Annotated in this window: 12 protein-coding genes; 6 read left to right on the top strand and 6 right to left on the bottom strand. The window is 71.3% G+C overall.

The window, feature by feature from the left end; translation table 11 throughout:
• Positions 1–119: 119 nt before the first annotated feature.
• A complete protein-coding gene (locus tag ACIRVH_RS19815; protein ID WP_403954797.1) occupies positions 120–1472 on the bottom strand; it encodes a class II 3-deoxy-7-phosphoheptulonate synthase in 1353 nt (450 codons plus the stop codon).
• A gap of 105 nt (positions 1473–1577) precedes the next feature.
• On the opposite strand from ACIRVH_RS19815, the gene ACIRVH_RS19810 reads away from it, so the two are divergent.
• Positions 1578–1634 carry a trp operon leader peptide gene (locus tag ACIRVH_RS19810; protein ID WP_350818382.1) on the top strand — a complete coding sequence of 19 codons (57 nt, stop codon included), beginning with the start codon at positions 1578–1580 and terminating at the stop codon, positions 1632–1634.
• Positions 1635–1724: 90 nt separating this feature from the next.
• Complete coding sequence (locus ACIRVH_RS19805) at positions 1725–3638, top strand: anthranilate synthase family protein (protein WP_403954795.1); 1914 nt, start codon at positions 1725–1727, stop codon at positions 3636–3638.
• Between the two features lie 17 nt (positions 3639–3655).
• Here ACIRVH_RS19805 and ACIRVH_RS19800 read toward each other — a convergent pair whose 3' ends face one another.
• The 4 genes from ACIRVH_RS19800 to ACIRVH_RS19785 form a co-directional block, all read right to left on the bottom strand.
• Complete coding sequence (locus ACIRVH_RS19800; RefSeq protein ID WP_403954792.1) at positions 3656–4684, bottom strand: 6-phosphofructokinase; 1029 nt, start codon at positions 4682–4684, stop codon at positions 3656–3658.
• Between the two features lie 123 nt (positions 4685–4807).
• Entirely contained in the window at positions 4808–5485 is a 678-nt protein-coding gene (locus ACIRVH_RS19795; RefSeq protein WP_403954789.1) for a response regulator, read from the bottom strand.
• Positions 5482–6705 carry a MacS family sensor histidine kinase gene (gene macS / locus ACIRVH_RS19790; protein WP_403954786.1) on the bottom strand — a complete coding sequence of 408 codons (1224 nt, stop codon included), beginning with the start codon at positions 6703–6705 and terminating at the stop codon, positions 5482–5484. Before macS ends, ACIRVH_RS19795 begins: the two co-directional genes overlap by 4 nt.
• Positions 6706–6732: 27 nt before the next feature.
• Positions 6733–7467 carry a lysophospholipid acyltransferase family protein gene (locus ACIRVH_RS19785; protein WP_403954951.1) on the bottom strand — a complete coding sequence of 245 codons (735 nt, stop codon included), beginning with the start codon at positions 7465–7467 and terminating at the stop codon, positions 6733–6735.
• Positions 7468–7629: 162 nt separating this feature from the next.
• On the opposite strand from ACIRVH_RS19785, the gene ACIRVH_RS19780 reads away from it, so the two are divergent.
• The 4 genes from ACIRVH_RS19780 (at position 7630) to ACIRVH_RS19765 (ending at position 10801) form a co-directional block, all read left to right on the top strand.
• Complete coding sequence (locus ACIRVH_RS19780) at positions 7630–8409, top strand: alpha/beta hydrolase (protein WP_403954784.1); 780 nt, start codon at positions 7630–7632, stop codon at positions 8407–8409.
• Entirely contained in the window at positions 8402–8962 is a 561-nt protein-coding gene (locus tag ACIRVH_RS19775; RefSeq protein WP_403954782.1) for a hypothetical protein, read from the top strand. Before ACIRVH_RS19780 ends, ACIRVH_RS19775 begins: the two co-directional genes overlap by 8 nt.
• 212 nt (positions 8963–9174) lie before the next feature.
• Positions 9175–9798 (top strand): RNA polymerase sigma factor, encoded by a 624-nt coding sequence (locus ACIRVH_RS19770; protein ID WP_403954780.1) that lies wholly within the window; start codon positions 9175–9177, stop codon positions 9796–9798.
• On the top strand, positions 9791–10801 hold the full coding sequence (locus tag ACIRVH_RS19765; RefSeq protein WP_403954778.1) for a CU044_5270 family protein: 1011 nt from the start codon (positions 9791–9793) through the stop codon (positions 10799–10801). The genes ACIRVH_RS19770 and ACIRVH_RS19765 overlap by 8 nt, the downstream gene beginning before the upstream one ends.
• Here the strand turns inward: ACIRVH_RS19765 and ACIRVH_RS19760 are convergent, their stop codons facing one another.
• Complete coding sequence (locus tag ACIRVH_RS19760) at positions 10802–11560, bottom strand: endonuclease/exonuclease/phosphatase family protein (RefSeq protein WP_403954774.1); 759 nt, start codon at positions 11558–11560, stop codon at positions 10802–10804.
• Positions 11561–11562: the final 2 nt, after the last annotated feature.

Here is an 11562-nt window from a genome sequence, read left to right as displayed (position 1 = left end):
CGTCCCGATTGTTGGGGTTGGCTTACAAAACCTCACCCCCCCCGCCGCACCCCAAACTGTGCTGGGGGGCGGGGAGCGGGTGTGACCCGCCCCCCACTGCGATCAGCGATCTTTCCTGATCACTGGTCCCGGTACATCTCGGCGACCAGGAACGCCAGGTCCAGGGACTGGCTGCGGTTCAGGCGGGGGTCGCAGGCCGTCTCGTAGCGCTGGTGCAGGTCGTCGACGAAGATCTCGTCGCCGCCGCCCACGCACTCGGTGACGTCGTCACCGGTGAGCTCGACGTGGATGCCGCCCGGGTGGGTGCCGAGGGCCTTGTGGACCTCGAAGAAGCCCTTGACCTCGTCGAGCACGTCGTCGAAGCGCCGGGTCTTGTGCCCGGAGGCCGCCTCGAAGGTGTTGCCGTGCATCGGGTCGGTCACCCAGGCCACCGTCGCGCCGGACGCCGTGACCTTCTCCACCAGCTCGGGGAGCTTGTCGCGGATCTTGTCGGCGCCCATGCGGACGATGAAGGTCAGCCGGCCCGGCTCCCGCTCGGGGTCGAGGCGGTCGATGTACTGCAGCGCCTCCTCGGCCGTCGTCGTCGGGCCGAGCTTGATGCCGATCGGGTTGCGGATCTGCGAGGCGAACTCGATGTGCGCGCCGTCCAGCTGCCGGGTGCGCTCACCGATCCACACCATGTGCCCCGAGACGTCGTACAGCCGGCCGGTACGCGAGTCCACGCGGGTCAGCGCCGACTCGTAGTCCAGCAGCAGCGCCTCGTGCGAGGAGTAGAACTCGACCGTCTTGAACTCCTCCGGGTCCGTGCCGCAGGCCCGCATGAAGTTCAGCGCGCTGTCGATCTCCCGCGCCAGCTGCTCGTAGCGCTGCCCGGACGGGGAGGACTTCACGAAGTCCTGGTTCCAGGCGTGCACCTGGCGCAGGTCGGCGTAACCGCCGGTGGTGAAGGCGCGCACCAGGTTCAGCGTCGAGGCGGAGGCGTTGTACATCCGCTTCAGGCGCTCAGGGTCCGGGATGCGGGCGGCCTCGTTGAAGTCGAAGCCGTTGACCGAGTCGCCGCGGTAGGTGGGCAGCGTGACGCCGTCGCGGGTCTCGGTGTCCTTGGAGCGCGGCTTGGAGTACTGACCGGCGATGCGGCCGACCTTCACGACCGGCACCGAGGCGGCGTACGTCAGCACGGCGCCCATCTGAAGCAGGGTCTTGAGCTTGTTGCGGATGTGGTCGGCGGACACCGCGTCGAAAGCCTCGGCGCAGTCGCCGCCCTGGAGAAGGAACGCCTCTCCCTTGGCGACGGCCGCCATCCGGGCGCGCAGCTGGTCGCACTCGCCCGCGAAGACGAGCGGCGGATACGACTCGAGGTCCGCGATCACTGCGCGCAGAGCCTCGGTGTCGGGGTACTCGGGCTGCTGCGCCGCGGGCAGGTTTCGCCAGGTGTTGCCAGCGCTCGGGCTGGTCTTAGCGTTCACGGTCACCTCGTAAACATTACGGGGTCGTGTCGCCATATTTTCCTCCGGCTCGACTGGTGAGACGGAGTGTTTGCTTCATGGACGCCACGGCCGTGCGGTAGGGTTCCTCGCATGTTCGCGCTTTCGACCCAGAACTGGTGGTGGACCGCTCATCCGGCGGCCCGCTGACTGCGCGTACTCAAGACTTCGCGAAGGCCGCCCGAGGGGCGGCCTTCGGTGTTTTCCGGGGTCGTTCCTCTCCATCGAGAAGGATCACCCATGGATCTCCAGAACCTCTTGCACGACCCCCGCCCCTTCGCCCTGCTGCGCCGTCGCACCCCGGGCCGCGACGAGCACACGGTGGAGGTGCTGCTCGGCCCCGTCTCCTCCCGGGACCGCCTCGCCGACCTGCCCGACGAGGGCCTCGCACTGGTGCCGTTCCGGCAGATCCGCGAGCGCGGCTTCGACGTCCGCGACGACGGCACGCCGCTGCTGGTGCTGACGCCCGAGGAGTCGTACGAGATCCCGCTGGCCGACGCCCTCCGGTCGCTGCCGGGGCACGACGTGCGGGTCGAGGGCGGGGGATTCGACGTCGACGACGAGGAGTACGGCGAGATCGTCGGGCGGGTGCTGCGCGAGGAGATCGGCCGGGGCGAGGGCGCGAACTTCGTGATCCGGCGGACGTACGAGGGTGAGATCCCGGGATTCGGGCGGGCCGACGCCCTGGCGCTGTTCCGGCGGCTGCTGGAGGGCGAGCGGGGCGCGTACTGGACGTTCGTCGTGCACACCGGGGACCGGACGCTGGTCGGTGCCAGCCCCGAGGTGCATGTGCGGATGTCAGGTGGAAGGGGCGGGCGCGAAGCGCTCTCGGTTGAGGGCGGTGGTGGGAGACGGGCGGGCGGCACGGTCGTGATGAACCCGATCAGCGGGACGTACCGGTATCCGGCCGAGGGGCCGACGGCCGAGCACCTGCTGGACTTCCTCGCCGACGGCAAGGAGATCGAGGAGCTGTCCATGGTCGTCGACGAGGAACTGAAGATGATGTGCACCGTCGGCGACATGGGCGGGGTGGTCGTCGGCCCGCGGCTGAAGGAGATGGCACACCTCGCGCACACCGAGTACGAGCTGCGCGGCAAGTCCTCCCTGGACGTGCGGGAGGTACTGAAGGAGACCATGTTCGCGGCGACGGTCACCGGGTCGCCGGTGCAGAACGCCTGCCGGGTGATCGAGCGGCACGAAGTCGGCGGGCGCGGTTACTACGCGGGGGCGCTGGCCCTCGTCGGGCGGGACTCCGGGGGCGCCCAGACCCTCGACTCCCCCATCCTGATCCGCACCGCCGACATCTCGGCCGAGGGCTGGCTGCGCGTCCCGGTCGGCGCGACGCTGGTGCGCGGCTCGGACCCGGCGGGCGAGGTCGCCGAGACGCACGCGAAGGCGGCGGGCGTGCTGGCGGCCCTGGGGGTACGGCCGTCCCCGCCGCGCGACGAGCGGGAGCGGCCCCGGCTGGCCGACGACCCCCGGGTGCGGGCCGCGCTGGACGGGCGCCGCTCCTCGCTGGCGCCGTTCTGGCTGCGGATGCAGGAACGGGAGACGGCGCTGGAGGGGCATGCCCTGGTGGTCGACGGGGAGGACACCTTCACGGCGATGCTGGCGCACGTACTGCGCTCGGCCGGGCTGGAGGTGACCGTACGGCGGTACGACGCGCCGGGGCTGCGGGAGACCGTGCGCGCGCACGAGGGACCGGTCGTCCTCGGGCCCGGCCCGGGTGACCCCGGCGACCTGGACGATCCCAAGATGCGCTTCCTGCGGGCCCTGGCCGCCGAGGTCGTCCGGGAACACCGGCACGGTGTCCTCGGGGTCTGCCTGGGGCACGAGCTGATCGCGGCGGAGCTGGGGCTGGGGATCGTCCGCAAGGAGGTGCCCCATCAGGGGGCGCAGACCACGATCGACCTGTTCGGGCAGGCGCAGACCGTCGGCTTCTACAACAGCTTCGTGGCGCACTGCGGCGAGGAGGAGGCCCGGGAGCTGGCCGCGCACGGGGTGGAGGTGAGCCGGGCGGAGAACGGGGAGGTGCATGCCGTACGCGGTCCGGGCTTCGCCGGGGTGCAGTTCCACCCCGAGTCGGTGCTGAGCCTGGACGGGGCAGCGGTCGTACGGGAGCTGATGGGTCAGCTGCGCCGCACGACCGTGTAGCCGTCCGGGGGCGGTCGTCAGCCGAAGAACACCCCGACCTCCTCGTACAGCTTCGGGTCCACCGTCTTCAGCTTGGCCGTAGCCTCGGCGATCGGGACGCGGACGATGTCGGTGCCGCGCAGGGCGACCATCTTGCCGAAGTCGCCCTCGCGGACGCAGTCGACGGCGTGCAGACCGAAGCGGGTGGCGAGCCAGCGGTCGAAGGCGCTCGGGGTGCCGCCGCGCTGGATGTGCCCGAGGACCGTGGTGCGGGCCTCCTTGCCGGTGCGCTTCTCGATCTCCTTGGCCAGCCACTCGCCGACACCGGAGAGGCGGACGTGCCCGAAGGAGTCGAGCGACTCGTCCTTGAGGACCACGTCACCGTCCTTCGGCATGGCGCCCTCGGCGACGACGACGATCGGGGCGTACGAGGCCTTGAAGCGGGAGGTGATCCAGGCGCACACCTGGTCGAGGTCGAAGCGCTGTTCGGGGATGAGGATGACGTTGGCGCCGCCGGCCAGGCCGGAGTGCAGGGCGATCCAGCCGGCGTGGCGGCCCATCACCTCGCAGACGAGGACCCGCATATGGGACTCGGCGGTGGTGTGCAGGCGGTCGATGGCCTCGGTGGCGATGTTGACGGCGGTGTCGAAGCCAAAGGTGTAGTCGGTGGCGGACAGGTCGTTGTCGATGGTCTTGGGCACGCCGACGCACGGCACGCCGTACTCGTCGGACAGCCGCGCGGCGACGCCGAGGGTGTCCTCGCCGCCGATCGCGATGAGCGCCTCGACCTCCAGCTTGGCCAGGTTCTCCTTGATCCGGCGGATGCCGTTCTCCTGCTTGAGGGGGTTGGTGCGCGAGGAGCCGAGGATGGTGCCGCCGCGGGGCAGGATGCCGCGCACGGCCGGGATGTCGAGGCGGATGGTGTCGCCCTCGAGGGGTCCGCGCCAGCCGTCCCGGAAGCCGACGAAGTCGTATCCGTACTCCTGAACGCCCTTGCGGACGATGCCCCGGATGACGGCGTTGAGCCCGGGGCAGTCGCCGCCTCCGGTCAGTACTCCGACCCGCATGGAAATGTCCCTTCGCCACGGTTGCCTGACGCCCAGTCACGGTAATGGTGATGCGCGTCACACAGCGAGAGGCGGGAAGGGTGATTTCGGTGAATTGTCAGGAGGCGGCTTGACCAGGCGGTTTCACGCGTCGTCGAGCCCGCGCTCGATCGCGTACCGCACCAACTCCACCCTGTTGTGCAGCTGGAGCTTGCCGAGGGTGTTCTGGACGTGGTTCTGCACCGTGCGGTGGGAGATGACGAGGCGCTCGGCGATCTGCTTGTAGCTGAGGCCCTTGGCGACCAGCCGCAGCACCTCCGTCTCCCGCTCGGTCAGCCGGGGTGCCCCCGGCTCGTCGGCGTCCGGGGCGGGCGCGGGCTCGGCGGCCAGGCGCCGGTACTCGCCGAGGACCAGTCCGGCCAGGCCCGGTGTGAACACCGGGTCGCCGACGGCGGTACGGCGCACCGCGTCCAGAAGTTCCTCGGTGGAGGCCGACTTGAGCAGGTAGCCGGTCGCGCCGGACTTCACGGCCTCCAGCACGTCGGCGTGCTCGCCGCTCGCGGACAGGACCAGGACGCGCAGGGCGGGGTTGTGGCCGACCAGTTCCTTGCACACCTGGACGCCGGGCTTGGCGGGCAGGTTGAGGTCCAGCACGAGGACGTCGGGGGCGGCGGCCTTGGCCCGGCGGACCGCCTGTTCGCCGTCGCCGGCGGTGGCGACCACCTCGAAGCCGGACTCGCCCAGGTCCCGGGCGACGGCGTCGCGCCACATGGGGTGGTCGTCGACCACCATGACCTTGATCGGGTCCTGCTGCTCGCTCATCGCTTCTCCGCCTTGTCCCGTGAGGCCTTCGGTACCGTCAGTTCGACCTCCGTGCCCTGCCCGGGGACGGAGATCAGCTCGGCGCTGCCGCCGAGGTCGCGCAGCCGGCCCCGGATCGACTGGGCCACGCCGAGCCGGCCCTCGCCCTCGGCCTGGGCGAGCCGGCCCTCGGGGATGCCGGGGCCGTCGTCCCGTACGGTGACGACGATCTCGTCGGGCTCGTCCTCGACGAGGATCCAGGCCCGGGCCTCGGCACCGGCGTGCCGGCGCACGTTGTCCAGGGCGGCCCCGACCGCGGCGGCCAGCTCCCGCGCCGCCGGTCGCGGCAGCGGCACCGGGGCACCGGGCTCGGCGAGGCTGACCAGGGCGCCGGCGTAGGGGGCGAGCAGGGTGCGCAGGTCGACGGGGCCGTCGGCCGGCTCGTCATCGGGCTCCTCGACCGCGCGGACGACGGCTCCGGCGGCCGTGTCCTCCGACACCCGGGAGACCGGCAGCAGCCCGCCGGAGACCAGCGTGCGCAGCGCCACCTCCTGCTCGCCCGCGAGGCGCCCCAGTTCGGCCGCCTCGCCGCCGATGACCGCGCCGCGCCGCTGCACCATGGCCAGCACCTGGAGCACGCTGTCGTGGATGTCCCGGGCCAGCCGCTCCCGTTCCCGGGTCGCGGCCTCGATCTCCAGGGCGCGGGCGAGGGTGCGCTCGGAGGCGCGGGCGACCTCCACGACGTAGCCGATGGCGATGGAGGCCACCCAGACCAGGATCACGTTGTGCACGGTGTCCCGGGCCGGTGTGCCGCGCTCGACCAGGTTGACGACGGCGACGGCCGTGGAGGCCACGGCGGCCCAGCGCCAGCCGCCCTTGATGGCGAAGGCCAGGACCGAGCCGGCGGTCCATATCGACGGCAGCGTCGGGCCGCCGCTCGCGATCCGCTCGTGGCTGTCGGCCAGCGGGGTGAGCATGATGCCGGCCAGGGCGATGCTCAGGTCGACGGCCAGGAAGCGCTTGGTGCAGCTCGCCGCGTTCGCCACCTTGGGCAGGGTGGCCAGGGTCCAGCCGACCAGGACCGCGTAGTAGGCGACAGCGACCCAGGGGCGTACGAAATGGTCGTACGCCGTGGCGCACAGGCCGATGGCGTACAGCATGGTCAGCACCCGGTATCCGGCGAGCGCACGCCACAGCGGCAGCTCGACCGACATCCGCATGACCCGCTCGCGCTTCGCCATGACCCCCCGCTCCCCCGGCTTCCCCCGCTAGCCCTCGGTCTGCTTCTTCTCCGCGTCCCTGGTGGCCTTCTCCGCTTCCTTGGCCGCCTTCGCCGCGTCCGCGATCTGCCGCTTGGCGGCGGTCGCGTACATGTCGACGTACTCCTGGCCGGAGAGCTTCATGATCTCGTACATGACCTCGTCGGTCACCGCCCGCAGCACGAAGCGGTCGTGCTCCATGCCGTGGTAGCGGCTGAAGTCCAGCGGCTTGCCGATGCGGATGCCCGGTCGCATCAGCTTCGGCATCACCTTGCCGGGCGGCTGGATCTTCTCGGTGTCGATCATCGCGACGGGGATGACCGGCGCGCCGGTGGCGAGCGCCACGCGCGCGAGGCCGCCGGGCTTGCCCCGGTACAGCCGGCCGTCGGGCGAGCGCGTGCCCTCCGGGTAGATGCCGAACAGCTCACCGCGCTCCAGCACCTCTATACCGCTCTTGATCGCGGCCTCGCCGGCGCCGCGCGCGCCGGAGCGGTCCACCGGGAGCTGTCCGACGCCCTTGAAGAAGGCGGCCGTGAGGCGGCCCTTCACGCCCGGGGTGGTGAAGTACTCGGCCTTCGCGATGAAGGTGACCTTGCGGTCGAGAACCGCGGGCAGGAAGAACGAGTCCGAGAAGGACAGGTGATTGCTCGCCAGAATTGCGGCGCCTTCGGCCGGAATGTTCTCCAGGCCCTCCACCCAGGGTCTGAAGGCGACCTTCAGCGGTCCTCCGATGGCGACCTTCATCGTGCCGTACAACACCCGCGTGCCTCCTGTTTCCGTAGATCAGACCTTAACCCGGACCGCCGTCAATGACCCCGACGACCCTGGTCGGTGTCAGTGCGGTCGCGTACGGTGAAGCACATCCGCCAGTTCTTCACGCCTTTCTCAGGAACAGGAGCCCGAAAGGTGCCGGTTCTCCCCGGAGCCGAGCCGTACCGCCACGAGGGCGGGGAGGTGGGTGTCCTCCTCTGTCACGGCTTCACCGGCTCGCCCCAGTCGCTGCGCCCCTGGGCGGAGCACCACGTCGCGCACGGCCTGACCGTGTCGCTGCCGCTGCTGCCCGGGCACGGCACCCGCTGGGAGGACCTGCAGTTCACGGGCTGGGAGGACTGGTACGCGGAGGTGGACCGCGAGCTGCGGGTGCTCGCCGATCGGTGCTCCCGGGTGTTCGTCGCGGGCCTGTCGATGGGCGGGGCGCTGGCGCTGCGGCTGGCGGCCCGGAACGGCGAGCGGGTCGCCGGGGTGGTCGTCGTCAACCCGGCGAACCGGGTGCACGGCCTGTCGGCGTACGCGCTTCCGGTGGCCCGGCACCTGGTACGGACGACGAGAGGCATCGCCAGCGACATCGCCAAGGGCGGCCCGGCGCTGCTCGGTTACGACAGGGTGCCGCTGCACCCGGCGCACTCCCTGCGGGTGTCCCTGCGCCGGCTGGACGGCGAGCTGCCCCAGGTGACCCAGCCGCTGCTGCTGCTGCGCAGCGCCCAGGACCATGTGGTCCCGGCGGCGGACTCGGCCCGGGTGCTGAGCCGGGTGTCCTCCGTGGACGTAACGGAGGTCGTGCTGGAACAGAGTTACCACGTGGCGACGTTGGACCACGATGCGGACCGGATCTTCGAGGAGAGCCTCGCCTTCATCGGCCGGCTCGCACCCAGTGTCGGCAAGGAAGGGACGGCCGCAGTTGGCTGAGCACGACTCCGACCGCGAGGACCGCGAGCCGGACGAGAAGGGCGTTCCCTTCGACGAGGCCGCCGCCTGGCGGGCGATCGTCGCAGGGTACGGCGACGAGCCACCGGACCCGCCGGGTTCCAGGCCCTTCAGGCCGATCGAGGATCTCGCGCTGCCCGAACCCGAGCCCCCGGGCGAGGGCACGGCCGGCTCCGAGGAGCCCCGGCCCGCGAAGCCGCTCGGCAGCTCGATCTCGTTCGCGCCCGGCGTGGGCCCGCGTGACCACACCCCGCCGGAACCGTCCGACGACGACTTCGACGAGGACGACGAGGGCCACTTCGTACCGCCCGAGCCGCCGCCGCTGCCGACCGCCGACACGACCGCGAGGTTCGCCTGGCTCGGGGTGGTCGGCGGCCCGATCCTGCTCCTGGTGGCCGTGCTGTTCGGCTGGGAGATGACCTGGTGGCTGACGACCCTCGGGATCGGCGGGTTCCTGGGCGGGTTCGCCACGCTGGTGATGCGGATGAAGACGGACGACGAGGACGACGAACCGGGACACGGCGCGGTCGTCTGACCGATCGGCTGAGGGCCCGTCCGGAGACCATCCGGACGGGCCCTCACGCATCTCCGTACGGTCGGCGGCCCGCGCCGGACCCGGTGCGCAGCCCGGCTCGCACGGCCGGTGCGCCGAAAAGGGAACCCGATTCCGCCGACCGGCGAAGGAGAGATGAACAACCCGAACAAGCCCAAGCCTTCGAGGCGTTCATTCGAACGAAAGGAGCCCCGATGACCGTCGGACCACCGGGCGTCGGCACCCGCGGCAAGGATCGCGAGGAGAGTGATGCCCGCGTGATCGCGCGGTCCCGGGACGAGCCCGAGCTGTTCGCCGCGCTCTACGACCGGTACGCCGACGCCGTGCACCGTTACGCGGCCCAGCGGCTCGGTCCCGAGGCGGCGGAGGATCTGATGGCGGAGACCTTCATCACCGCCTTCCAGCGGCGTCACACCTACGACCTCGGGCGGGACGACGCCCGCCCCTGGTTGTTCGGCATCGCGACGAACCTCATCGGTCGGCACCGCCGGACCGAGGCGCGCCGGTTCAAGGCGCTCGCGCGGCTGCCGGAGCCGGTGGAGCACGAGGAGCCGGTCGCGGACCGGGCGGTTTCCAGGGCCGGTGCCACGGGGGTGCGCCGGGAACTGGCAGCCGCGCTGGCCGGGCTGTCCGCCCGGCACCGCGACCTGGTGCTGCTGGTGGCCTGGGCCGGCCTCGACTACGAGGAGGCGGCCCAGGCCCTCGGCGTGCCGGTCGGCACGGTCAGATCCCGGCTGCACCGGGCTCGCAGCAGATTGCGCGAAGCACTGGGCGGATCCGATCCGACGGCATTCCGAGAGGCAGACGCCCATGCATGACATCGACGAACTGCGCGAAGTGAGCGACCACGCCCCGGGGACTCCCCCGCTCGACGACGCCACCCGGCACCGGGTACGGGCACGGCTGGTCGCCGCGATGGACCGGCCCGCTCCGGTCGTACGGCCGCGGCGCCCCGTCCTGCGCATCGCCCTGACCGGCGCGCTCGCCGCGGCGGTCGCCGCCGGGGTCCTGGTCGTCGTACGGGACGACGACGGCGCGAACCGGGAGCGGACGGCGAACCCGCCGGCGTCGAGTGCGCCCGCCATGCGGAATGTGAGCGCGCAGATGGTGCTGAACGGGGCCGCCACCTACGAGCGCAAGCACGAGCGGACGGTCACCCCGCGCGACGACCAGTTCATCTACACCAAGGAGATCATCAAGGAGACCAACCAGAAGACCGGCGGGACGAAGAGCTACGTCGACGAGAACTGGCGCTCGGTGGACGGCTCGAAGCCGTCCTGGATCATGGAGGTCGGCAAGGGGTGGTGGTCGCCGCCGCTCAAGAAGAACGAGAGCGTCTGGCCGCCGCAGGACTGGGGAACGCTGCGGAAGCTACCGACCGATCCGAAGAAGTTGATCCTCGCGATCGGCCGCGACGTGGGCATGCCCGGGAAGACCGACTCGCTGGACGACATCACCGACGAGCAGTGGTCAGTGATCCATGACAGCCTCACGGGGCTGCTCAAGCTGGTCCCGGTGATGCCGCAGGGGCTGCGCCCGGCGGCCTACGAGGCGCTCGGCATGGTGCCCGGGGTGAAGGCGGTGCCGAACCAGCAGGACGCGAAGGGACGCACCGGCGTGGCCATCACGTACGACGACCCCACGGTCCCGGAGGGGGTCACGAGCTTCGGCGGCTACTTCATCTTCGACCCGGAGACGTACGCCTTCCTCGGCTTCCGTGACGAGCGCTCCTCGGGCGACGGCCCGGCCATGAAGAAGTACACCCAGCTCTCCTACCTCGACAGCTGGGCCGTTGTCGGCAAGGCGAAGCAGCGGCCGTAGCTACACGGTGGCGGGCACCCTGAGGGCGGCGAGGACCGGAAGGTGGTCCGTGGCCGCCCTCAGGTCCGTCTCCGTGATCCCCGGCTGCTCCAGCGGCACGCCGCAGCCGAGCACCTCGATGCCCTTCGTGGCGAACACGGCGTCGATGCGCTGGTGGGGGTCGGCGGGGGTCGAGGTGAACTCGCCGCCCCAGGGGGCGGTGGTCCGGCAGTCCTGGAGGCTGTCGGCGAGGAGACGGAAGGTGGGGCCGTCGGGGCGTTCGTTGAGATCGCCGCCCGCGACGGCGTGCTCCACGCCCAGGCCCGCGAGGCGGTCGAGGAGCATGCCGGCCTGGTCGTAGCGCTCGTCCTGCTGCAGGCTGAGGTGGCAGCTGATCACTCCGAGGCGGGCGGCGCCGAAGCGGACCACTGCCGTGGCGAGGCCGCGGCGGTGCAGGCCGGGGGTGAGCGGGAGCAGTACGTCCTCCGTGCGCTCGACGGTGGCTCTCAGGTTGCACAGGATCGCCGGCCCCGCTGCCGTCGCTCCTCCGGTGAGGATGACCTGTCCGGAGGCCGCCGCGAGCCGGGCGAGCTTCTTGCGCCAGCGGAAGAAACGGGGGGCTTCCTGGACGAGGACCAGGTCGGGGGCGCAGGCGGTGATCACCCGTGCCAGGGCGTCGGTGTCGTCGCGCATCGAGCGGATGTTGTAGCCGAGGACCCGGATGACGGCGGAACCATCCGGTTCCGTACGGGAGTTGGGAAGCAACATGACGATCAACATAC

The organism is Streptomyces sp. NPDC101165, assembly GCF_044768135.1.
In the GTDB taxonomy this organism is placed as follows: domain Bacteria; phylum Actinomycetota; class Actinomycetes; order Streptomycetales; family Streptomycetaceae; genus Streptomyces.
This window is presented reverse-complemented; position numbering and strand designations above follow the sequence as displayed.